Source organism: Pelagovum pacificum (genome assembly GCF_016134045.1).
Lineage (GTDB): Bacteria > Pseudomonadota > Alphaproteobacteria > Rhodobacterales > Rhodobacteraceae > Oceanicola > Oceanicola pacificus_A.
In genome coordinates this window covers 2,941,135-2,962,136 of record NZ_CP065915.1, presented here as the reverse complement: position 1 = coordinate 2,962,136, position 21,002 = coordinate 2,941,135, and the positions used below count along the sequence as shown (strand labels likewise).

General features: G+C 65.5%; 20 protein-coding genes and 1 pseudogene. 12 read left to right on the top strand and 9 right to left on the bottom strand.

All coding sequences use genetic code 11. The features are described 5' to 3' along the window. Positions 1–34: 34 nt before the first annotated feature. Complete coding sequence (locus I8N54_RS14470; protein ID WP_140197364.1) at positions 35–1,063, top strand: IS110 family RNA-guided transposase; 1,029 nt, start codon at positions 35–37, stop codon at positions 1,061–1,063. Positions 1,064–1,333: 270 nt separating this feature from the next. Here the strand turns inward: I8N54_RS14470 and I8N54_RS14465 are convergent. Next, a pseudogene (locus I8N54_RS14465) lies at positions 1,334–1,561 on the bottom strand (integrase core domain-containing protein); the annotation flags it as partial. Positions 1,562–1,726: 165 nt separating this feature from the next. On the opposite strand from I8N54_RS14465, the gene I8N54_RS14460 reads away from it, so the two are divergent. Beyond that, the gene (locus I8N54_RS14460) at positions 1,727–3,634 is read left to right on the top strand and encodes a heavy metal translocating P-type ATPase (protein WP_140197365.1); all 1,908 of its coding nucleotides are present in this window, start codon (positions 1,727–1,729) and stop codon (positions 3,632–3,634) included. Then, positions 3,631–4,332 carry a VIT1/CCC1 transporter family protein gene (locus I8N54_RS14455; protein WP_140197366.1) on the top strand — a complete coding sequence of 234 codons (702 nt, stop codon included), beginning with the start codon at positions 3,631–3,633 and terminating at the stop codon, positions 4,330–4,332. Before I8N54_RS14460 ends, I8N54_RS14455 begins: the two co-directional genes overlap by 4 nt. 388 nt (positions 4,333–4,720) lie before the next feature. Here the strand turns inward: I8N54_RS14455 and I8N54_RS14450 are convergent, their stop codons facing one another. The 4 genes from I8N54_RS14450 to I8N54_RS14435 all read right to left on the bottom strand — a co-directional run bounded on the left by I8N54_RS14450 (position 4,721) and on the right by I8N54_RS14435 (position 8,994). Beyond that, positions 4,721–6,250: an amino acid ABC transporter permease/ATP-binding protein gene (locus tag I8N54_RS14450; RefSeq protein WP_140197367.1), complete on the bottom strand. Its 1,530-nt coding sequence runs from the start codon at positions 6,248–6,250 to the stop codon at positions 4,721–4,723. Between the two features lie 5 nt (positions 6,251–6,255). Continuing rightward, positions 6,256–7,353, bottom strand: a complete 1,098-nt coding sequence (locus tag I8N54_RS14445) for an NAD(P)H-dependent amine dehydrogenase family protein (RefSeq protein WP_140197368.1) — start codon at positions 7,351–7,353, stop codon at positions 6,256–6,258. A gap of 22 nt (positions 7,354–7,375) precedes the next feature. Continuing rightward, complete coding sequence (locus I8N54_RS14440) at positions 7,376–8,083, bottom strand: amino acid ABC transporter permease (RefSeq protein ID WP_140197369.1); 708 nt, start codon at positions 8,081–8,083, stop codon at positions 7,376–7,378. 65 nt (positions 8,084–8,148) lie between these two features. Next, positions 8,149–8,994: an ABC transporter substrate-binding protein gene (locus I8N54_RS14435; RefSeq protein WP_140197370.1), complete on the bottom strand. Its 846-nt coding sequence runs from the start codon at positions 8,992–8,994 to the stop codon at positions 8,149–8,151. 339 nt (positions 8,995–9,333) lie between these two features. Here I8N54_RS14435 and I8N54_RS14430 point away from each other — a divergent pair, with 339 nt between their 5' ends. The 9 genes from I8N54_RS14430 (at position 9,334) to I8N54_RS14390 (ending at position 16,915) form a co-directional block, all read left to right on the top strand. Continuing rightward, positions 9,334–10,002: an aspartate/glutamate racemase family protein gene (locus I8N54_RS14430; RefSeq protein WP_140197371.1), complete on the top strand. Its 669-nt coding sequence runs from the start codon at positions 9,334–9,336 to the stop codon at positions 10,000–10,002. After that, complete coding sequence (locus I8N54_RS14425; RefSeq protein WP_140197372.1) at positions 9,995–11,374, top strand: dihydroorotase; 1,380 nt, start codon at positions 9,995–9,997, stop codon at positions 11,372–11,374. The genes I8N54_RS14430 and I8N54_RS14425 overlap by 8 nt, the downstream gene beginning before the upstream one ends. Then, entirely contained in the window at positions 11,371–12,297 is a 927-nt protein-coding gene (locus tag I8N54_RS14420) for a dihydrodipicolinate synthase family protein (protein WP_140197373.1), read from the top strand. Before I8N54_RS14425 ends, I8N54_RS14420 begins: the two co-directional genes overlap by 4 nt. After that, complete coding sequence (locus I8N54_RS14415; RefSeq protein ID WP_140197374.1) at positions 12,297–13,070, top strand: SDR family oxidoreductase; 774 nt, start codon at positions 12,297–12,299, stop codon at positions 13,068–13,070. Before I8N54_RS14420 ends, I8N54_RS14415 begins: the two co-directional genes overlap by 1 nt. 117 nt (positions 13,071–13,187) lie before the next feature. Beyond that, a complete protein-coding gene (locus I8N54_RS14410; protein ID WP_197097677.1) occupies positions 13,188–13,997 on the top strand; it encodes a substrate-binding periplasmic protein in 810 nt (269 codons plus the stop codon). 66 nt (positions 13,998–14,063) lie between these two features. Beyond that, positions 14,064–14,843 (top strand): AroM family protein, encoded by a 780-nt coding sequence (locus I8N54_RS14405; RefSeq protein WP_140197376.1) that lies wholly within the window; start codon positions 14,064–14,066, stop codon positions 14,841–14,843. Beyond that, positions 14,830–15,603, top strand: a complete 774-nt coding sequence (locus tag I8N54_RS14400; RefSeq protein ID WP_140197377.1) for an amino acid ABC transporter ATP-binding protein — start codon at positions 14,830–14,832, stop codon at positions 15,601–15,603. Before I8N54_RS14405 ends, I8N54_RS14400 begins: the two co-directional genes overlap by 14 nt. Further along, on the top strand, positions 15,603–16,259 hold the full coding sequence (locus tag I8N54_RS14395; RefSeq protein ID WP_140197378.1) for an amino acid ABC transporter permease: 657 nt from the start codon (positions 15,603–15,605) through the stop codon (positions 16,257–16,259). The genes I8N54_RS14400 and I8N54_RS14395 overlap by 1 nt, the downstream gene beginning before the upstream one ends. Next, positions 16,259–16,915, top strand: a complete 657-nt coding sequence (locus tag I8N54_RS14390; RefSeq protein WP_197097679.1) for an amino acid ABC transporter permease — start codon at positions 16,259–16,261, stop codon at positions 16,913–16,915. The genes I8N54_RS14395 and I8N54_RS14390 overlap by 1 nt, the downstream gene beginning before the upstream one ends. Positions 16,916–17,001: 86 nt before the next feature. On the opposite strand, the gene I8N54_RS14385 is transcribed toward I8N54_RS14390, so the two are convergent. The 4 genes from I8N54_RS14385 to I8N54_RS14370 are packed head-to-tail and all read right to left on the bottom strand — an operon-like array spanning position 17,002 to position 21,002. Beyond that, positions 17,002–18,117 (bottom strand): NAD-dependent epimerase/dehydratase family protein, encoded by a 1,116-nt coding sequence (locus tag I8N54_RS14385; RefSeq protein WP_140197380.1) that lies wholly within the window; start codon positions 18,115–18,117, stop codon positions 17,002–17,004. Beyond that, positions 18,114–19,004 carry a creatininase family protein gene (locus tag I8N54_RS14380; protein ID WP_140197381.1) on the bottom strand — a complete coding sequence of 297 codons (891 nt, stop codon included), beginning with the start codon at positions 19,002–19,004 and terminating at the stop codon, positions 18,114–18,116. Before I8N54_RS14380 ends, I8N54_RS14385 begins: the two co-directional genes overlap by 4 nt. Next, positions 19,001–19,795, bottom strand: a complete 795-nt coding sequence (locus I8N54_RS14375) for an AroM family protein (protein ID WP_140197382.1) — start codon at positions 19,793–19,795, stop codon at positions 19,001–19,003. Before I8N54_RS14375 ends, I8N54_RS14380 begins: the two co-directional genes overlap by 4 nt. A 7-nt stretch (positions 19,796–19,802) precedes the next feature. Continuing rightward, a complete protein-coding gene (locus I8N54_RS14370; RefSeq protein WP_140197383.1) occupies positions 19,803–21,002 on the bottom strand; it encodes an NAD(P)/FAD-dependent oxidoreductase in 1,200 nt (399 codons plus the stop codon).

Sequence of the window (21,002 nt, the reverse complement as noted above, 5' to 3'; positions counted from 1 at the left end):
CCGTGGCGGGCATAGGTGGAGAGAGGAGCATCTGATGGACATCAAGGTTCTGGGCATAGATTTGGGCAAGACCGTTTGCAGTCTTGCCGGGCTGGATGAAGCGGGAGCGGTCGTGTTTCGCAAACGTCTCCAGCGGCATCGGCTGCTGGACTTTCTTGACACGCTTCCGCCGTGCGTCGTTGCGATGGAAGCCTGCGGCGGGGCGCATCACATCGGGCGCTTCTGCCTTCAAAAGGGGCATGACCCTCGGTTGATGTCGCCTCTGTATGTCCGGCCTTATGTGAAGGTTCACAAGAACGATGACCGTGATGCTGAAGCCATTGCCGAAGCCGCGACGCGTCCAACGATGTCATTTGTTGCAATCAAATCGGAAGAACAGCTCGACCTTCAGGCTTTGCACCGTGCGCGGGAGCGTCTCGTGTCGGACAGGACGCGCTTGATCAACCAGGGCCGCGGTTTCCTTATGGAGCGCGGCATCCGGGTAGGAACAGGGCGCCATGTCTTCCAAAAGGAACTGGCCAGATTGGCCGCAGAGGGCACTGCCGATCTTTCACCCCGAATGCTCCTGCTTGTGACCGACATGGCGTCCGAACTGGGCGTGATCAATGATCGGGTCGCGGCCATCGATGCCGAGATCAAGGCGCTGGCCAGGACGGATGCTGATATGCAGAGGCTGATGGAAATCCCCGGCATAGGTCCCACGATCGCGACGGCACTTGTTGCAGCCGTCGGCACGGGTAGCAGCTTTGGCAAGGGGCGTGATCTCGCCGCATGGCTCGGCTTGGTGCCGCGGCAGATCACGACAGGCGGCAAAGCCAAGCTGATTGGCATCTCGAAGCATGGCAATCGATATTTGCGCAAGCTCTTCATCCACGGAGCCCGGACGGTGCTGCATCTCGTGCGCGACAGGACGTCGCCAATAACGGCTTGGGCAGACGGTCTGAAGGAGCGAGCGCACGTGAACGTCGCGGCGGTCGCCATGGCCAACAAGATGGCGCGTATTGCCTGGGCTGTTCTGACGAAGGGTGAGAGATATCGGCCGAATGCCATGAGCGGCCTGTAGTCGGGCAAACGCGCAACTGGACAAAGGAATCTGCGAGCGAGGAGGAGATGGACCAACGACCGATCGGCGTCTTGTCAGTCTGATGGGGAGCATGGCCCCTGAAGTGCCGATGAGCTAACGAGACACAGGACGCGCGACTTCCCATCTTGGTCAGGGGCAAATCGACCGGCCCCGAAGAAAGACCGAATACATAGAAGCAGGGTCAGCGGCGCATCGACAAATCACTTGCAGGGGAAGGCAGTTTATACATGCTCCCCTTTATGTCCTCGTTCAGAAGTTAGCTCTGTTCCGGGTTTGGTCCTTTTCTGACCTGTTGAAGTATTCCCGCGGGGTGAGTCCTTCGAGGCTCGTGTGCGGGCGGTGGTGATTGTAGTCTTCGCGCCAGGCCTCAATCAACTGGCGGGCTTGGGTCAGGCTGGAGAACAGGTGCTCATTGAGGCACTCGTCCCGCAGTCGGCCATTGAAGCTCTCGACGAAGCCGTTCTGCACGACGGCGCCCATGGTGCTCGGTCTCGGCAAAGGGGCCGAACTCGCAAGAAAAGAAGGGCTCGACGCCCTGTTCCTCTTGCGCGAAGATTGCGGGAGCGTGAGGGGCGTGGGAGTCGGACGACTTTTTTCCGAAGAGCCAGCGGCGATTACCCCTGCAGAGGGGAGATAGGCCGCATGGAGACGACAAGGACTGACCGCTTCAAGACCGCTATCCTGCTCATTGCCGCGACCGGCCTGTTTGCGGGACTTGTCTTCTACTTTTCCGGCCGACCCAACGCTGCGAACCTGATCTGGATCGCCGGCGTCGTTCCAGCGCTCGCCGCGCTCGTGGTCGAGATCCTGCGCAGCCTGCGCTCCGGCGAGGTGGGCCTCGATATCGTCGCAGCGCTGTCGATGTCGGCGGCGCTCGTCTTCGGCGAGACCCTCGCCGCGGCGGTGGTCGCGGTGATGTATTCCGGCGGCACATTCCTCGAAGCCTTCGCCGAAGGCCGCGCCCGGCGCGAGATGCACGACCTCCTCTCCCGCGTGCCGCGGACCGCGACCCGGCACCGCAACGGCGGGCTGGAGGAGATCCCGCTCGACCACATCGCGCCCGGCGACCGCCTCCTGATACGTCAGGGCGACGTGGTGCCGGTGGACGGCACGGTGGCCTCGGAGACGGCCTTCGTCGACACCTCAGCGCTGACGGGCGAGTCCCTGCCAGTGCGCCTCGCCCACGGCGCCGAAGCCATGAGCGGCTCCACAAACGCAGGCGAGGCGTTCGATCTGACGGCGACGAGAGAAACCAAGGACAGCACTTATGCCGGGATCGTCCGGCTGGTCGAGGAGGCGCAGGCCTCGAAGGCGCCGATGTCGCGGCTGGCCGACCGCTGGTCGCTGGGCTTTCTCGCGGTCACGGTCAGCATCGCCTTCGCGGCCTGGTGGTTCACCGGCGATCCGATCCGGGCCGTCGCCGTGCTCGTTGTCGCCACGCCCTGTCCGCTGATCCTCGCCGTGCCGGTGGCGCTGGTGGCCGGGCTGTCGCGTGCCGCGCATTTCGGGGTGCTGATCAAGGGCGCGGGACCGCTCGAGACGATGGCGCGCATCCGAACGCTGATCCTCGACAAGACCGGCACGCTGACGGACGGCCGGCCGCAGATCGTCTCGATCGATAGCCACGACGGGATGGCGGAGGACGACATACTGCGCCTCGCTGCAGCGCTCGACCAGGCGTCCAAGCACCCCGTGGCGCAGGCCATCGTTGCGGCCGCGAAGGCGCGCGGCTTCACGCTGCCGGTTCCGTCGGACGTGGCTGAGATCCCGGGTGAAGGCGTCGTGGGCCATGTCGAGGGCCGGAAGGTCATCGTCGGTGGCGACGGCTTCGTGGCCGCGCGCGTGGGGCGCCAGCCGGGCGATCATTCCGCCATTGCCGCCGGTTCGGTTCTCGTCGCCGTCGCCGTCGACGGGCAAATGGCAGGGCACCTCGTGATGTCCGATCCGCTGCGCGAGGGTGCGGGCGCCATGCTCGACGGTCTGCGCCGCGAGGGCATCGCGCGTATCCTGCTCGCCACCGGCGACCGCGCGGACGTGGCTGAGCGCGTGACCGAGGGGCTTGGCCTCGACGGGCTGCGCGCCGGGCTCACGCCCGACCAGAAGGTTCTGCTGGTTCTCTCCGAGCGCAAGCGCGGGCCCGTGATGATGGTGGGCGACGGCGTCAACGACGCGCCGGCTCTCGCAGCGGCCGATGTGGGTGTCGCGATGGGCGCACGCGGAGCCGCTGCATCGGCGGAGGCGGCAGACGTCGTGCTGCTCGTCGACCGTATCGACCGGCTCGGGCCGGGGATCGAGATTGCGCGCGGTGCGCGCCGCATCGCTGTCGAAAGCGTTGTCGCCGGGATCGGGCTGTCGGTCATGGGCATGATCGCCGCGGCTTTCGGCTATCTCACTCCGGTGCAGGGGGCGCTCCTGCAGGAGATCATCGACGTCGCCGTGATCCTGAACGCCCTGCGCGCGCTGCGCATCGCGCCCCATGAGCCCACTATCCCGAATCCAAAGGCTGTCTCCTCCGGGCAGGCCGACATCGCGCAAGGAGCCACGCCATGAGCCGCCTCTCGCATTCCGAAATCCACATGGTGCATCGCATCGGCTGGCTGCGGGCCGCCGTTCTCGGAGCCAACGACGGACTGGTGTCGACTGCGAGCCTCGTTGTCGGCGTCGCCGCGGCAGGATCGGGAAAGCCGGAGGTCCTGATCGCGGGGCTGGCTGGCCTCGTGGCCGGTGCGATGTCCATGGCGGCAGGAGAATACGTCTCGGTCAGTTCCCTGACCGATGCGGAACAAGCCGATCTTGCCCGCGAGACCCGCGAGCTGGCGGAAACGCCTGAGGCAGAGCTCGAGGAGCTCACCCGGATCTACGTTGACCGGGGGCTGGATCGCGACCTGGCGGAGAAGGTGGCCCACCAGCTGACCGAACGCGACGCGCTCGGATCGCATGCCCGCGACGAACTCGGCATCTCCGAGACCGTGACGGCACGCCCGATCCAGGCGGCGCTGGTCTCGGCTCTAACATTCGCCCTGGGTGCGGTCGTTCCGCTGATCGTCGTTCTATTGGCGCCCGAAACGTCGATCGCGCTGTTCGTGGCGGCATCGACGATCGTCGGCCTTGCGGTCCTCGGCGGTCTGGGCGCCTCCGCCGGCGGCGCTGGTGTCGTTCGGGGCGCCGCGCGGGTCACCCTCTGGGGCGCTCTCGCAATGGCTGCGACAGCAGCGGTGGGAGCGGTGTTTGGCGTCACGGTTGGGTAGCAATTATTGGGTTTCTGGGTGGAGAAGGTTGGATTTGAGGCCCATCCCCTCCGCCATTATGTCCTGAAAAGTGACGACCACCGTAAATCTGGGCCCGCTAATGGTCCCACTGTTTGGCTGGAGTTTGGCAGCGGAGTATTTCGCCGAATTCCGCTGTGTGAGGGTAGGGGGGGGGCAAGTGGGTCTAGCTCCCGTACTGCCCGGACCACCTCGGCACGGAAGGTGTTGCGTCGGTTCGCGGGGACGCTCCGCGAACAAGGGTTCCTCCCTGCGGTGGGCCGAGCCGCCGTCGCGTCCTATTGCTGATCCTGCAGTTTTTGGGCGGGCAGTTCCCAAGCGACGAGAGCCCCCCAGGTTAAGCAAGACATCCCGAGCACCCGCCCACGGTTCAGGCGGACTGTGGTTTTGCGTCGACCAGCTCGAGGAACGCGCGGAAGCGGGGCGGGGCGTCCGGGGCGAAGGCGCGGTCGACCGGCAGGTCCATGATCTTGTGCCCGTCTTCCATGAAGACGATCCGGTCTGCGGCCTTCTTCGCGAACCCGAGCTCATGCGTGACGATGACCATCGTGGCGCCGGCCTTCGCGAGATCGGTCATGCTGGTCAGGACTTCGCCGACCGTTTCGGGGTCGAGGGCGGAGGTCGGTTCGTCGAAGAGAAGCGCGACGGGCTCCATCGACATGGCGCGGGCGATCGCCACGCGCTGTCGCTGGCCACCGGAAAGCTCGATCGGGAAGGCCTCGGTCTTGTCGCCGAGCGAGACGCGCGCGAGCAGGTCGTCAGCGCGTGACAGGGCCTCGGCCCGCTTCACGCCGCGCAGGCGCATCAGGCCAAGCGCGACGTTCTGGCGGGCGGTATAGGTCGGGAACAGCGCGAAGTTCTGAAAGACCATGCCGATCCTCTGGCGAATTCGGTCTATCTCGCGCTCCGGACGGCGCCGCCGGCCGTTGCGCCCCTCAGTCCAGGCCAGGCTCTTGCCCTCGATCCAGACATCGCCGTCATCGGCCGCCTCGATCCAGTTTAGCGTTCTCAGCAGGGTGCTCTTGCCGGAACCGGAAGGTCCAAGCACGACAACCACCTCGCCGCGTCGAACTTCAAGATCGGTGGGGTGTAGCGCCATGTGCCCCGAGAAGCTCTTACTGACGCCGGTGGCCTCGATGACAACCTCGGCAGAGGACCGGGGCACCTCGACGCGAGCTTCGACCTTGCCGGTCGGGGCGCGCATCGCGCGGCCCGTGTCGTCGCTGGCCTCCATCGACTCCTTCAGGGCGAAGTGACGTTCGAGGTACTTCTGGATGACTGTCCAGACAGAGATCAGCACCAGGTACCAGACACTCGCGCCGAGATAGGCCTCGAGCGGGCGGGCCGTCGACTGGGCCAGTTGCTGAGACATGCGCAAGAGCTCGGCGAACGAAATGGTTGCAAGCAGCGATGTCGCCTTGATCATGTAGGCGAAGTTGTTGCCGAGCGGCGGCAGGATGGTCCGAACCGCCTGCGGAAGGATCACCTTGCGGAACGCGACCGAGGGGCGAAGGCCAAGCGAGGCTGCCGCTTCTCGCTGGGTGTCCGGCACTGCCATCAATCCCGAACGCACGATGTCCGCCATGCGTGCCGCTTCGTTGAGGCCGAGGCCGAGCAGGCCGGTTGCGATGAGGCCCAGCGGCAGACCCAGCTGCGGCAGGGCCGAGTAGAAGAACAGGATTTGCGCCAGCAGTGGCGTTCCCTTGAAGACCCACAGGTAGGTCCGGGCCGGCCAGGTCAGCCAGGGTCGGCCAGAGGTCAGTGCGACCCCCAGGCCGGTTCCAAGCACTGTTCCGATCGTCTGGGCCGCGACCGCGACCCAAATGGTCACCCACGCCGCCTTCGCCATCAGCGGCGAGGAGACGAAGCCCAGGAAGGCCTGGAGATCGAAGCCCTGCATCGCGATCAGCCTCTGGTGCGGGTCAGCGGCACGTGACCCGGCTTCAGATCCCGGGACGAGTCGACGGCATAGCGCCCGTCAGAACGGTGCGTCGCGACCGGAAGGTCGAGGCCGCACAGCAGGCCGGGTGCTGCCTCGATCGCGGGAACGATTGTGCTCGCAAGGACGTTCGATGCGCCGAACAGCGACTCGAGGGCTGGCTCGATCCGCATTCGGACCGGCATGTTGCCGTCGATCTCGATCTCGTCGCACTCTGTGAGGCCGAAGGTCTCGGGGCGATAGAACATCGACAGGCTGGTCTGCAGGACGACCTTGCCGTCCGCATGGCCCTTCGCGTGCTGTGTGATCCCCACGACCCGACCGGGCGGCAGGATGCCGAGCGTCGGATCGCCGCTGTCGACATCCATCTCGGCGGTCTGCAGGTCCCAGCTCTCGGTCACAAGGTCGAGCTCCATGTCGAGGTACTCGGCCAGCAGGGCGAGAGATTCCGGCGCGCCCATGTGGCCGACGATGTCGCCGCGCTCGACTCCGGCGCGGAAATCTTCGGGCGTGAGGCCATAGCCGACATGTTCGATGTCGCCGGGTCCGGTGCCGGTCACATCGATCGTACGCTTGATCCGAATGGCGCTGATCGCGCTGGTGCTGCGGGCCAGCAGAAGCGGCACAGTGTCATAGGAAAAGCCCGGGTTGATGCCCATGCCGGTCACAGTCAGGCCAAGCTCTTTCGCGCGTGCGTCGAGACGGGCCGAGAAATCGGGGAAGCGGAGGCCGGGATAGAACATCGACTCGGCGGCCGAGATCACGTTCATACCGCGGTCGAGCGCGTTATGCAGTTGAGCCTCGATCCGAGCCGGCTTCGACTCGGTCATGTGGATGAAGGCAGCGGGTGTCGTCTCCAGTCCCGCAAGGCAGCTGTCCAGGTCGGGCGAGATCGTCACGTCCGCGAAACGGCCAGAGTTGCAGGCCGAGCCAAGCGTGCTGCCCGCGAGGTTTGGCGCTGTGTCGATGGCTCCGACAACGTTCAGCGCGGCATAGTCGTTCTCGAGCACGCGAAGCAGCCGGGTTCCTAGCGCGCCGCAGCCGAAGAGGATGATATTGTACATGTCTGTCCTGGAGAATTCGGCGCTACTGGGCGCCTTTGATTTCCGTGGGGGCGGTCGCGGGCCGGGCGGTTACGCCGCGACGGGCCGCCTTTTCGAGGTAGGCCTGCACGAACAGCCAGAGCGAATACATCGCGAGGTAGTAGACCGCCGCGACGGAGTAGAGCTCGATCACGCGGTAGGTCTCGTTGATCGCCATCCGGGTCACACGCAGCAGCTCTTCGAACGAGATCACCGACAGTAGCGACGTCGTCCGCATCATCGACGCGAACTCGTTGCCGAACGGCGGCAGCATCACGCGAAGCGCCTGGGGCATCACGACGTAGCGGATCGACTGAAGGCGCGAGAAGCCCATGGAGCGCGCCGCCTGCATCTGGTCAGACGAGACGGACGCCAGTCCCGAGCGGATGATCTCGGCCATGAAGGCGCCGGCATAGGCCCCGAGGCCGATCAAGCCCGCCTGAAGCACCGTCAACCGGATGCCAAGCTGCGGCAGGCCGAAATAGAGCAGCATCAGTTGCACGAGCGGTGGCGTGCCACGGATCAGCCAGATGTAGCCGTGGGTGAACCAGCGCAGCGGTGCGTAGCGGGACATTCCGAACAGTGCGAGCACCAGCCCCACTGCAATGCCGATCAGCTGGGCGGCGACCGCTACTGCAAGGGTCACGCCCGCTGCCGAGAGGAACTCGGGGCGGGTGAGGTAGTCGAGGAATATGTCGGTCGAGAAGTCCATCGATGGTCCCGGGTCGTCTGCAGGTCAGGGCCGGCGCCGGATCTGGCCGGGGCCGGCCCATCGCTTCATTCGCTGGGGTTCAGCACGAACTCGGGCACGGCGGCGACGCCCCAAGTCTCGACGATCTCGTCATAGCTGCCGTCGGCTCGAAGCTCTTCGAGCGCGGCAAGGATGCGATCGGCGAGCTCAGTGTTGTCCTTGAGCGTGGCGATCGCCAGCTGGTTCGCGGCGAAGCCGGTGAAGGCCATTTCGAACGGCGCGCCCGAACTGGAGATGAAGTACGCAGCCTGCGGGTCGTTCAGATAGCCGGCGTCGGCCTGGCCTGCCGTCACGGCTTGAATTGTTTCGGAGTTGCTGTCGAACGCGCGGATGTCGATCGGATCAAGGCCCGCCTCTTCCATGCGGTCGCTCTGCTCGACCAAGTGAGTGTTGGTCGTGCCACCGGCGGCGACGGACACCGTCATTCCGGCCAGCCCGTCGAAACAGGCTTCGTAGCTTTCCGGAGTGCCGATCTCGGCCTCGCAGGAGATTCCGGCCGGGTTACCCTCGGGCACCATCAGGCCTTCGCCCCACTGAACGTAGGAGATCATGTTCATGATCTGAAGCCGCTCGGGATTGATGAAGATCGCAGTGCAGATAGCGTCGAACCGGTTGGCCTGCAGGCCGGGCACGAGGCCGGGGAAGGCGAGGTTTGTCCATTCGATCTCGTCGCCCATCTTCTCTGCGACGGCGCCGCACATGTCGACGTTCAGGCCGTCCATCTCGCCATCCGTGCGAATGAACTGGTTCGGCGCAGCGGCGAAGTCGGCTGCGAAGTTGACCACGCCGTCTTCTGCGGTGCCTTGCGCGGCCACGGGCCCGGCAAGCAACGCGGTCATCAGGACAGCGGTGACACGGTTCGGTACGGTCATGGAAAAGTCTCCCTCTTTGAATGCGACTCGAGTCGGCTTATGATATATCTGACGGTCGATCACCAAGATTGTAGGCGAACAATCAGCAATGTTGCGAGAAGTTTTTGCGAATTGACCGGCGGTCGCCAATTTTTTGTGCGGCCTCGATGGCTTGTAACTACGGCAGGTTCTACAGAAGGCCGGGTATGTATCTGCCAGTTGCGTGCCTCATCAATAGGCTCGTGCGAGCGCATTCGTCATTGTGACGCAAGCAGCCGCCCTCATTGGTTGACGTGATCTGTCGTGTAAAATATCACGAGAACAATAGTTGATATGCCCGATGGGCTGGAGGTGCCTTCAATGAGAATCGCGGTTCTCAATCCCAATTCATCCGAGGCGGTCACGCGTTCGATGGCGCGTTGCCTCGAGCGTCAGGTCGCTCTGACCGATCACCAGATCGACTGTCACACCCTGACGTCCGCCCCTAAGGGTATTGAGACCGACGAAGATGTCCGCGCGGTTGCACCCAAGGCAGCGGACTGGGTCCGCTCGGTCGAGGCCGATGCCTGCGTCATTGCCTGCTTCTCGGACCCTGGGCTGACCGAAGCGCGCGAGGTGGCCGGCAAGCCTGTCTTCGGCATCGCAGAGTCGGCCTACGGACGGACGCTGGTTCTGGGACAGCGGTTCGGAGTGATCTCACTCGGTCAGTCCTCGATCTCGCGGCACCGCGCCATGATCGAGCGTATGGGCATCCTGTCCCGCCTCGGCGGTGATCGTGCGGTGGAGATGTCGGTCGCCGAGGCGAACGATGCAGACCGGGCAGCGTCGCGGATCGCCGCGGTCGGTCGCCAGCTCCGGGAAGAGGACGGCGCCGATGTGCTCGTGCTCGGCTGCGCCGGCATGGGCGAGCAGCGCGAGCGCCTTCAGGAGGAAACCGGTTGCATCGTCATAGATCCCGTTCAGGCCGCGGTGGCCGATGCCGTGGCTGCACTCGATATCGGCTGGGTGAGGCCGCAACCCCATGTTTGATCGTATCGTGAAGGGAACCGTCGTCGCCGAGGACGCGACGATCGAGAACGGCTGGATCGCCATCTTGGACGGCCGTATCGCCGCGATCGGGCAGGGGCGCGCGCCGGCCGCCGCAGAGATCGACGACCACGGTCGGGCGCTGATCCTGCCCGGTGTCGTCGACGGCCAGACCCATGCCACCAGCTACAAGGGTCTGCCAGGCATCGAAGACACGACACGCTCGGCCATCGCGGGAGGCGTCACGACGCTCGTTGATATGCCCTACGACAATCCCGTCCCGCTCGACCGCATCGAGCGCTTCGATGAGAAAGCTGATGCCGTCGGCACCTATGCGCACGCGGACATGGCGCTCTATGCGACGGTCACCCGCGAGGCGGGGGTCGACAACGTCAGGGATCTGATCCAGCGCGGCGCCGTCGCCTTCAAGATTTCCTCCTTCGAAAGCAGCCCGACCCGTTTCCCCCGGATCGGCGAAGATCTGACCCTCGATCTTTTCGAGGCCCTGGCTGCCAGCGACCTGCCGCTTGGGCTTCACAATGAGGATCAGGAGATCGTGCATGCCCGTATGGCGCGGGCTCGCGAGGCCGGTATCGAGGGCATCGAGGCGCATTCGACGTCGCGCCCGCCGGCTGCCGAGCTTGCGGCAACCGCGCAATTCTACGCGCTGGGACAGGCTGTCGGGGCTCATGCCCACCCCGTCCACATCACGCTCGCGGACGGGTTCGAGCTAACCAACGGTTTCGCGGCAATGGGAGCCCGCGCAACGGGCGAAATCTGCGTTCATTACCTTTGGTTCGACGCCGCCGCAGATGGCGAGCGGTTGGGGGCGCGCATGAAGGTGAACCCGCCAATCCGGCCCGGTGCCATCGAGGGGCTTTGGCGCGCGCTCGAGACCGGCAAAGTCGCCTTTGTCTCGTCCGACCATTCATCCTGGCCGATCGACAACAAGCTCACCGAGTCGATTTTCGACGCGGGTGCCGGGATTCCAGGTCTCGAGACGCTGTTGCCTTCTTTCTTCACCCTGGCGCGTAAACGGGGCCACGACGCGCCACGCATGACGGCCGACTTCCTCTGCGCCCGGCCAGCCCGGTTCTTCGGGATCGCCGATCGGAAGGGGTCCATCCGTGTTGGGCTCGAGGCCGATCTCGCCGTGCTCGCCGAGGAAGAGACCGAATGGGATGAGGCCGAAGCCCACGACGGCCTGAACTGGAGCCCGTTCCACGGGGAGACCTTCTCGGTTCGCGTCGTCGCCACCTATTTGCGGGGCGCGCCGGGTTGGGACGGCAGCACCATCGTCAACTCTCCCGGTGCAGGCCGCGTCGTGAAGCGCGCGACCGGGGGCTGGTACGCCGAAAGGAGAAATCTGGCATGAGCCTCATCAATGAGAACAGTTCGGGCGTCTTCGTGATATCGGCGACGCCATTCCATCCAGATGGAGAGATCGACTGGGAGAGCCTCGATCGGGTCACTGACAGCTACTTCGAGGACGGGGCTGACGGCCTCGCCATCCTCGGGATGATGGGCGAAGCGCCCAAGATGACCCAGCCCGAGGCGGTCGAGATCGCGCGCCGCGTCATCACACGAGCCGAGGGGCGCCCCGTCGTGGTCGGCGTCTCGGCGCCCGGCCTCGCGGCAATCCGCGACCTGTCGCGGGCAGTGATGGACATGGGCGCTGCCGGCGCGATGGTCGCGCCGCCGTCCAGCCTGAAGACCGATCCGCAGATCCACGCCTACTATGGCCAGGTGATTGAGGCGCTTGGCGACGACACCCCCGTCGTGCTCCAGGATTTCCCGCTCGCGACGTCCGTGAAGATCAGCGACGACGTCATGTCCCGGATCATCCGTGACATGCCATCGATCAAGATGCTGAAGCACGAGGACTGGCCGGGGCTTGCCAAGATCGCCCGAATCCGCGCCGACGAGGCCGCCGGCCAGCGGCGGCTGTCGATCCTCTGCGGGAACGCTGGCCTGTTCCTGCCCGAGGAGGTGGCGCGCGGTGCCGACGGCGCGATGACCGGTTTCGGCTTCCCGAAGATGATGGTCGAGGTCACGCGCCTCGCCAAGGCAGGTGACATGGATAGGGCGCAGGACGTCTTCGACGCCTATTTGCCGCTTGTCCGCTACGAAAGCCAGCCGGGTCTCGGGCTGGCAGTGCGCAAGCACGTGCTTGCCCGTCGCGGCGTCATCGCAAGCCCCGCGCTGCGCAAGCCGGGCGCGATGCTGGACGCGGCATCCGCCGCCGAGGTCGATCGCCTGATCGATCGCCAGGAAAAACGACTTAAGGAGCTGGGCTGATGGATCTGGGACTCGCTGACAAGACTGCACTCGTGCTCGGGGCCAGCCGGGGCCTCGGGGCGGCCTGCGCCCGTGAGCTCGCGCTCGAGGGCGCGCAAGTCCATGCCGCTGCGCGCAATACCGGTGCGATCTCGGACTGGGCTGCCGACCTGCCCGAGGGCCGGGTCATCCCGGTCGAGCTTGACCTTTCTTCCCCCCAATCCGTCGCCGCCTTGTGCGAGCGAATGAAAGCCACGGAAATCGACGTGCTTGTCGCGAATTGCGGTGGGCCGAAGGCGGGACCGGCCCTCGGCCGACCGGTGGAAGACTGGCAGGCAGCCTGGGAGTCGATGGCCCTGCCGATCGTAACGATCGCCAACGCACTTGTCCCCGGTATGACTGAACGCGGTTTCGGCCGGGTCGTGACCATCGGGTCCTCCGGTATCGAGTCGCCGATCCCGAACCTCGCCCTTTCGAACGGTGTGCGCGGCATGATGGCCGGCTGGTCCAAGACGCTGGCATCGGAGGTCGCTGGGCTGGGGGTTACCGTGAACATGGTCTTGCCCGGCCGGATCGGTACCGACCGTGTCGCCGAACTGGATGCGGGAAAGGCGAGGGCCCAGGGCAAGAGCGCCGAAGACGTCGCCGCCGCGTCGCGCGCCACGATTCCCACCGGGCGCTACGGTGACCCGGCAGAGTTCGCCGCCGTGGTGGCCTTCCTGGCGTCGACGCGCGCCTCCTACGTCACCGGATCGATGATCCGGGCAGACGGCGGACTCCTGAAGAACCTCTGACAGGCGAACCGCTGAAAATTTGATCGGGGGAGCGAAAGTTCCCCCCGACAATCGCAGAAATAATTGCCTTCCTATTTGGGATATTTCACAAATATATCACAAACCATGGAGGCTCGAATGACTGACAAGACCAAGCTCGCGATTGCAGCGGTGATCGGCGCGCTGATCAGCGGCCCCGCCCAAGCACAATTCCAGGACCAGTTGATGGAAGAGGGCACGATCGTAGTCGGCACGACCGGCTCTGCCCCGCCCTTTACGATGATCGGTAGCGACGGCGAGCTCGACGGCTTCGACATAGCGGTAATGGAGAAGGTCGCCGAGGACCTCGGGGTCGAGGTTGAATTCCGGCAACTCGACTGGTCGGGCCTGCTGCCCGGCCTCGTGGCCGACCGTTTCGATGTCGTATCTTCGGGCGTGACCCGAACTGCTGATCGCCTCGCGTCCGACGACCTGATCATGTTGTCGCCCTACATCATCAACGGCGTCGCCGTGACCAAGCTTACCTCGAACGAAGAGATCCAGGGATGGGACGATATCTGCGGCCTGGCCGTCGGCGTGGTCCGCGGTTCTGCCGAGATCGACCTGATCCGCGCGTCGCTGGACGAGGACTGCCTCGGAACGGTCGCCGAGTATCCGGGCTGGACCGAGTTGTCGCTCGACCTGAAGAACGGTCGCATCGACTGGATCGGCATGGACTACCTCGGGCCGAATTACCTCGCCGCCAACGATGAGCAGATTACCGTCCTTCCCGAGGTGCGCTCACCCAAGACGCAGTCCATCGCCGTTTCCCCGAACGACCCGGCGCTGGCCGAGGCGATCGAGCCTCTGCTCGCTCAGTACCGTGAGGACGGTACCCTCAACGCGCTGATCGAGCAGTATTTCGGTCAGCCCGTCGACTTCACCCAGATGCCGCCTGATCCAAGCTGATCGGCAGCCCCCTCTGTCGGCGGGACGCAACTCTCGCCGACACTCTCCAAGTCAGAAGGAACCGACATGCCACTCAAGATCGGCATCATCACCACCGGCCAAAGCCCCCGCAACGAGTACGTCAGCTTTCACGAGAACGCGCTAGCCGCGATGGGTGTCGAGGTGACCGTAACCGAAAAAGCCTGTCTCGATGGCCTCACGCGAGAGCAGATCGCCGAGCACGAGATCAGCCCCTCGGACGGGCTCGGCATCGGCTGCTACGTTCACAACGATACGCCCGATGACCGACGCATGGGCGCTGGCTGGGAAGAGATCTTCGTGGGCCAGACCTGGTATCTCGAACGGGCGCAGGCTTGCATCGATGCCCACGTGGCCGAAGGCGTCGATATGGTGCTTATGTGTTGCGCGGAGATGTATCCGGAAGGCGCCCTAAGCTGCCCGGTGCCGTTGTTGCTGCCCTACCAGCTCATGTTTGACCTGGTTCGGCGCCAGGCCGAGGTTCGCGGTGGGCTGAAGCTGGCCCTGCTCCTGCCAACCGAGTGGCACATTGACCAGGACCGTGCGACCTGGACGTCGCAGCCCTGGATGGACAAGGTCGAAAGCCATTTCGGCATCGGTATCGCCGATGGCAAGGCGCTTGACCAGCTCGCCCCCGAGGGCCCCTTCGACCTTGCCCTGATCTGGGGCTACGGCGACGGCCTCGCGCCGCATGATCCCGAGACGCTGCTGGCAGATATCTCGGAGCGGCTTGGTTGCCCGACCGTGACGCCGAACGTGCTGAACGTGTTCAACGCGCGCATGCTCATGACGCCTGCGTGGCCCGAGCGGATCCATGTCAGAAGCTGAGGTGCTCCTCGATGTCCGCGGCCTCACCAAGCGGCTGGGAGATCAGGATGTCCTGAAGGGCATCGATTTCTCGGTCCGCCGGGGCGAGGTCGTGGCCATCATCGGCGCATCGGGGTCGGGCAAGTCGACCCTGCTGCGCTGTCTCAACTTGCTGATCGTGCCTGACGGCGGTCGGATCTACTGGAAGGGCAAGGAGGTTGGCTGGGTCGACCGCAACGGCGTCCGCACCAAGTTGCCCGAGAAGGCATTGCTGAAGTACCGGACCGAAGTGTCGATGGTCTTCCAGAGCTTCAACCTGTTTCCCCACATGACTGCTCTCGAGAACATCATCGAAGCGCCGGTGATGGTTTTGGGCCGCGACCGGGCCGAGGCTACGACAGAGGCGCGCGAGCTATTGACGAAGGTGCGCCTGTCGCACCGTGAGGCGGCCTATCCGCATCAAATGTCAGGCGGTGAACAGCAGCGCGTCGCGATTGCCCGGGCGCTCGCCATGCGGCCCGAGGCGCTCCTTTTCGACGAGGTCACCTCGGCGCTCGACCCCGAACTGAAAGGCGAGGTCCTGTCGGTGATGCGCCAGCTTGCCTCGGAAGGCATGACGACGATTTCCGTCAGTCACGAGATGGGTTTCGTCCGGCAGGTCGCCGACCGGGTGATCTTCATGCACAAGGGCCTTGTCTGCGAAAGTGGTGATCCCAAGGTCGTCTTGGCCAATCCCGAAACCCCCGAGCTTCGCCAATTCGTCGAGCGCGTGTCCGACTGATGGATGTCCTGGCCTCGCAATTCCCCCGGTTTCTTGGGGCGATCTGGTTAACGATCTGGATGTTCCTACTCATCACGGCCATCGCCACAGCCCTGGGCCTGACACTCGCCGTCCTGACCGAGGGCCGACGCGCGCGTCTCTTGTCGGTCTACACCTGGGTGTTCCGGGGGCTGCCCGAGCTAGTCGTCCTTCTGTTCTGCTACCTCGCGCTGCCCTATTTGGGCGTCGATCTTGGATCCATCGGATCGGCGTTGCTGGCCTTCGTGCTGATCGGTATCGCCTTTCATGCGGAGATCTTCCGGGCCTCGCTGCGGTCGATCGATCCCCGTCTTCGGGAAGCCAGCCGGGCGTTGGGCATGGGGCGCGGTCTGGCGCTGCGCCGCGTGGTTCTGCCTCAGATGGCCCGGATCGCCGTGACGCCTTGGGCGACCTTCCTTGCGGGAAACGTGAAGATGCTGTCGCTCGCCTCGGCGATCTCGGTCGGAGAGGTGATGATGGTCACCCGACAGAGCCTTGCCATCTCGCAGGACCCGCTGACGCTGATACTCTTCGCCGGCGTGGTCTACGCCACGATCGCCAGTGCCGTGATGGTTGGTGAAACCCTGCTCAGCGGGTGGATGCGCCGGCGTTACGGCCCACCGACCGGAGGCTCATGATGGACTGGACCATTATCATCGATAACGCCGGCATGCTGTGGCGCGCCGGCCTGACCACCATCTGGGTGGCCGGGGCGACGATCGTGCTCTCGGTCGCCTTCGCTTTCCCGCTCGCCGTGATGCGCGACAGCAATGTGGTCTGGCTGCGCCGGGTCACCGCCGGCTTCAGCTGGGCGATGCGCGCCACACCGGCCCTGACACTGCTGTTTCTCAGCTACTACGGTCTGCCGCAGGTCGGCATCTACATGAATGCGGTTCCCGCCGCGATCGCCGGCCTGACCCTGTCGGCAACCGGTTACAACCTCGAGTACATTCGCGCGGGTCTGCGTGCCGTCCCGGCGACCCAGAAAGAGGCCGCGCGCGCCCTCGGCATGCCACCCGCGATGATACTGAGGCGCATTATCGTTCCCCAGGCGATCCGAACAATCATGCCGCCGCTGACCTCAAACTTGACGCTGATCGTGAAGGGCAGCTCGCTGGCCGGCCTGGTCGCGGTGACCGAACTGACCGGCGCGGGCATGGCGATAATCTCGACCACATATCGCCCCTTCGAGGTGCTGACCGTGATCGCAATTGTCTACCTGATCCTCAACGGAGCGTTGATCCGTTTCCAGTATTGGGTGGAGCGCCGCCTGTCATTCGAGGCGCTCGGTTAGGGTCGGGCATTGCACGCCTGACCGGCAAAACTGAAATCAGTCTGCCAGTCGCGGACCGGTCATTCTCGTCGTCCTGCTTTACGATGTCAGGCCGCGATCCGCGCCGAGAGCGCGCGGCGAAGGGCCATGGCGGTCTCGGGAATCTCGGCGGGCGTGATGCGCGAGACATCGACGCCAAACAGGTCGGACATCATCGCCGCACAGGTCTCGGTGGCGATGAGTGTGCCGTCCTCTTCGATCTGTTCGATGCCGCCCTTCCGCTGCCCCGCCAACGCGGTCTCGATCCCGGCCTGCCGATCTATGCCGGGCACCGGCAGGACCTCGACCCGGTCGGCCCAGAGCCGGATCGGCCAGCCCCCCGGCAGACCGGCGGGACCGGCGCCGTGCAGGAAAGTCCCGTCGTCACGCAGTGCCGCGAGTACCGCTTTGACGCCGGAGGCCGCGGTGCGGCTCTCCTGCGGGACAGGCCGAATGCGTGCCGAGCTCTCGGCCATCAACCCGTCGAGATCCAGCTGCTCCGAGATGTCGACCCCATCGACGCTGACGCGCGCATGCCAAGGCGCCGCGCCGGCCGAGCCCGAGCGCTGGAACCACTCCGCGACGCTGTGGTGCGCCACGATCAATGGCTGCACCGACAGGGCAGAGATACCCAGCTTACGCGCAACCGCGGCCTGAAGCTCCGCCGCCATGTTGTCGACGTTGCCGATCCCCGTCAGCGGTGCGTGCCCGGTCCGGGCGAGCACCTGGTTCGCGAAGTCCGGGAACGGGGCGGTGATGAGGGAGGTGTTCAGACTTGTCTCGGCAATCGCCGCCTGCACCGACAGTCCAAGCACGAGATGCGCGGCAAGGAAGCCGGCCATTCCCGACGCCCGCACTCTGGCGAAATCGTCGGGCGGCAGGCCGCGCGCCATCTCGGGCACCGTGATCAGGGTCGCGGCGTGGAAGATGACCCGGGGGGCGAAGCGTGCGATGACCTCGGCGGTCGCGTCACGATCGGCAAGATCGACGGCGACGCCATTGATGCTGACATGCTTGCCCTCCTGCAGAGCGCCGAGGGTGGCCCGCCACGCCACACCGGTTGCCCGATCGCCGTCCCGGTCGAGGATGACGATGCTGCGCACTTCCGGTCGCCGCGCGAGAAACTCCACCGCGTAACCACCGACAGCCCCGGCCCCGGTGACTAGGACATCGGTTCCGGTCATGGTTTCGACGCCCCGCCAACCGTCGGCTGGGCGATCCCTGGCTTCGCCGGATCGCGTGCGACCCCGGCGCGAAGTGGCGTGCGGGCGAACTTCTCCAAGAATTCGGCCAGGCTGGCGACGGTGACCTCCGTCAGCGACGCGCCGGTTTCGCGCGTCGCCACGCCGGGATCGCCCCAGTAACCACAATCGTCCGACTGGAAGATTGCAGCCCAACCGGCGCCGTAATCGGTGATCGGGTCGTCAGGATGACCCGGCGCGATCCAGGGCTGGATCAGCCGCGCCGGCAGACCGTCGAGCCGCGTCTCGACCAACGCCGCGGTTTCTTCGCCGGCGAGGTCCATCATCATCGCGGTCTCGTGTTCGCAGGCGTGGCCCTGCCGGGACAGGCCGCCCTTCATGAATTCGCGGAACGCCGGATCGGAGGGCGCGGTGTAATCGACCATCCCGACCGGGTAGCCATCGGTTGTCAGCTGGCCGCAGATAGACCGCAGCGGCGCCGAGTTGCCGCCGTGCCCGTTGATGAACATCGCGCGGGGAAAACCGCTGTCGATGATCGATTTCGCGACGTCGGTCAGCATGGCGACATAGGTCTCGAGCCGCAGCGAGATCGTCCCGGCAAAGCTCAAGTGGTGCGGAGTGAAGCCGAAGCTGACGGCAGGCGCGACGATCACTGGAGTGTCGGTCATCCGGGCGGCAGCCATCTCGGCGACGGCGGCGGCGAGCATGGCGTCAGTCTCGACCGGCAGGTGATCGGCGTGCTGCTCGATCGAGCCAGTAGGGATCAGAACGATGGCGCCCTTGTCCCGGGCTTCGGCCAGCTCCGCGCGGGTGAGTTCGGACCAGATAAGGTGGCGGGGCGCGTAGTGACGCGGTGTCTGATCGGTCATGATTTGTTCCATCCTTGGGGAAGGTGATCGAGGTCGGCCATCGCCGGCCCGACAAGGTTGCGCATGTGCAGGACGGTGGCCCTGTGCGGCAGGATCAGCGGTGCGCCGATCGCCGTCTCGAGTGCCGGGATCTCGTCCCGCGCGTCGAAGGGGGCGAGCCCGACGCCGTAGCCGAAGAAGAAGGCGAACTCGACGTTCGCTGCGCCAAGTTGACGGGCCGCGTCGATCCACGCGCCATCGATCGGCGCAACGACAAGCTCGATCTGGTCGGCGAAGGGACGACTATTCCAGTCGGCACGGTCATGGTCGGCGTGCTCGGCGTCGACGATGACACCGATCCGGGGCTTGCGGCGGGTTCCGTGAGCGATGCCCTCGGCGATCCCGAACATGATCTCACGCGGGTGTATCAGCAGCGTCCCGGCGGAGATCCGGCCCGTCGGAAATTCGGCGGCGCAGGCGAGCAGGACGATGTCGACACCGTCCTCCTCCTCCAGCCGGTCGATGGTCAGCTGTACCAGGTCGGTTGCGAAATCGAGGTCGAAGAAGCGGTGCTCCCAGCCGTCGCCCATGTGGTTGCCAACTGCGCCGGGGACATGGACGTGCGCGCCCAGGTTCGGAACGCTCTTGTCGACCTCGTGTGGCGTGAGGTCGTCGAGCGTCAGGTCCTCGTAGATGTGACGCACTGTGACTCGGACATCGGCGCCAAGCGTCTCGAGGAACATGCGGTGGTAATGCAGGTATTCGTCACGAGGGCCGTGGCCCGTCGTGACGACACCGATGTGGGTGGTCATGTCTTTCCTAGTCCCTGTTTGATGCGAGGTTCACGGTCATCGGCTCTGCCGGTGGCATGAAACCGTCGTCGAAGCGGGCGGGCGACCAGCGGGATGCCGCTCCGCCCGTCGCTTCGTCCGCAAGAAGGCGGGCGGCCTCGGGGCTCATCATCACGCCGTGCCCGCCGTAGCCGGTGTTGACGAAGATCCTGTCGTGCCCAGTCAGCCGACCGACCAGGGGGCCCCCGTCGGCAGTGACAAGCAAGCTGCCGCTCCGCAGGTGGCCACCGCTGATCTCCGCCGCGCGCTCGCCCCAGAAGGGCGTGAGCGGCGAGACGGTCCGGATGGCGTGCTGAAGATAGTCGGCGCCGACGGGCGGGTCGTCGGTCAGCCTGTCGAGAAACAGCGTCGAGCGGAACGAGGCGGTCATCCGCGCGCCGTTCGTGTCGGGCCGCCAAAATGATCCGAGGTCGGCGTCCACCACGGCCGGGTGGTCCGCCGGCACCCGGTCGAGCGTCACGTACTGGATGGCAGAGCGGGACAGCCGCAACTTCAGCGCGACGCCCAGCGACGCGAGGATGCCTGGGCAGCGGACGGCGTTAGCCAGCACCAGCGACCCAGTGTCGATCGCGCCGCGGTTCGTTTCGAGCGTGACGCCCCCGACCCGCTCGCGGATATGAAGCAAGTCGCAGTCCGTCACGATGTCGGCGTTCATGCCCGCCAGGTAACCGGTGATAATCGACCCTATGTCGATCACCCCGTCCCCCGCGCGGAAGGCGGCCCCCGTGACCTCGGGCGACAAGGTCGGAACACGGTCGCGCGCCGCCTCTGGAGTCAGCCATTCGACGTCGTCGAGGCCGGCCTCCCGCTGGCGGTCGACCCGGGCGGCCAGCCGTCCGGCGCCCGCTTCGGTACGGCTGCCGTAGAGATAGCCGATCGGGCGATAACCGGCAGTGTGGCCGGTCAGCGCCTCGAACCCGGCGTAGATGTCGATCGAGGCCCGCGCCAGCTCGATGTTCGATGGCAGCTCCCATTGCGCTCGCACGCCTTCGCCCGATCGGCGCGAGGCCAGCATCGCGAGGGCGGGCAGCCGCTCGATCACGAGAGGACGCAGGCCTGCGCGGGACAGGAAGAAGGCGGTGGCGAGCCCGACGATGCCACCCCCTGCCACGACGATGTCCGGCGCGCGGCCCGCCTCAGCCGGGTCAGTCAGGAAACGAGCCGGCAT

What these genes read in the sequence shown, in the direction of transcription:
- I8N54_RS14470 (WP_140197364.1), top strand. Translation starts at nt 35, where the DNA reads ATGGACATCAAGGTTCTGGGCATAGATTTGGGCAAGACCGTTTGCAGT.
- I8N54_RS14460 (WP_140197365.1), top strand. Translation starts at nt 1,727, where the DNA reads ATGGAGACGACAAGGACTGACCGCTTCAAGACCGCTATCCTGCTCATT.
- I8N54_RS14455 (WP_140197366.1), top strand. Translation starts at nt 3,631, where the DNA reads ATGAGCCGCCTCTCGCATTCCGAAATCCACATGGTGCATCGCATCGGC.
- I8N54_RS14450 (WP_140197367.1), bottom strand. Translation starts at nt 6,250, where the DNA reads ATGCAGGGCTTCGATCTCCAGGCCTTCCTGGGCTTCGTCTCCTCGCCG.
- I8N54_RS14445 (WP_140197368.1), bottom strand. Translation starts at nt 7,353, where the DNA reads ATGTACAATATCATCCTCTTCGGCTGCGGCGCGCTAGGAACCCGGCTG.
- I8N54_RS14440 (WP_140197369.1), bottom strand. Translation starts at nt 8,083, where the DNA reads ATGGACTTCTCGACCGACATATTCCTCGACTACCTCACCCGCCCCGAG.
- I8N54_RS14435 (WP_140197370.1), bottom strand. Translation starts at nt 8,994, where the DNA reads ATGACCGTACCGAACCGTGTCACCGCTGTCCTGATGACCGCGTTGCTT.
- I8N54_RS14430 (WP_140197371.1), top strand. Translation starts at nt 9,334, where the DNA reads ATGAGAATCGCGGTTCTCAATCCCAATTCATCCGAGGCGGTCACGCGT.
- I8N54_RS14425 (WP_140197372.1), top strand. Translation starts at nt 9,995, where the DNA reads ATGTTTGATCGTATCGTGAAGGGAACCGTCGTCGCCGAGGACGCGACG.
- I8N54_RS14420 (WP_140197373.1), top strand. Translation starts at nt 11,371, where the DNA reads ATGAGCCTCATCAATGAGAACAGTTCGGGCGTCTTCGTGATATCGGCG.
- I8N54_RS14415 (WP_140197374.1), top strand. Translation starts at nt 12,297, where the DNA reads ATGGATCTGGGACTCGCTGACAAGACTGCACTCGTGCTCGGGGCCAGC.
- I8N54_RS14410 (WP_197097677.1), top strand. Translation starts at nt 13,188, where the DNA reads ATGACTGACAAGACCAAGCTCGCGATTGCAGCGGTGATCGGCGCGCTG.
- I8N54_RS14405 (WP_140197376.1), top strand. Translation starts at nt 14,064, where the DNA reads ATGCCACTCAAGATCGGCATCATCACCACCGGCCAAAGCCCCCGCAAC.
- I8N54_RS14400 (WP_140197377.1), top strand. Translation starts at nt 14,830, where the DNA reads ATGTCAGAAGCTGAGGTGCTCCTCGATGTCCGCGGCCTCACCAAGCGG.
- I8N54_RS14395 (WP_140197378.1), top strand. Translation starts at nt 15,603, where the DNA reads ATGGATGTCCTGGCCTCGCAATTCCCCCGGTTTCTTGGGGCGATCTGG.
- I8N54_RS14390 (WP_197097679.1), top strand. Translation starts at nt 16,259, where the DNA reads ATGGACTGGACCATTATCATCGATAACGCCGGCATGCTGTGGCGCGCC.
- I8N54_RS14385 (WP_140197380.1), bottom strand. Translation starts at nt 18,117, where the DNA reads ATGACCGGAACCGATGTCCTAGTCACCGGGGCCGGGGCTGTCGGTGGT.
- I8N54_RS14380 (WP_140197381.1), bottom strand. Translation starts at nt 19,004, where the DNA reads ATGACCGATCAGACACCGCGTCACTACGCGCCCCGCCACCTTATCTGG.
- I8N54_RS14375 (WP_140197382.1), bottom strand. Translation starts at nt 19,795, where the DNA reads ATGACCACCCACATCGGTGTCGTCACGACGGGCCACGGCCCTCGTGAC.
- I8N54_RS14370 (WP_140197383.1), bottom strand. Translation starts at nt 21,002, where the DNA reads ATGCCGGCTCGTTTCCTGACTGACCCGGCTGAGGCGGGCCGCGCGCCG.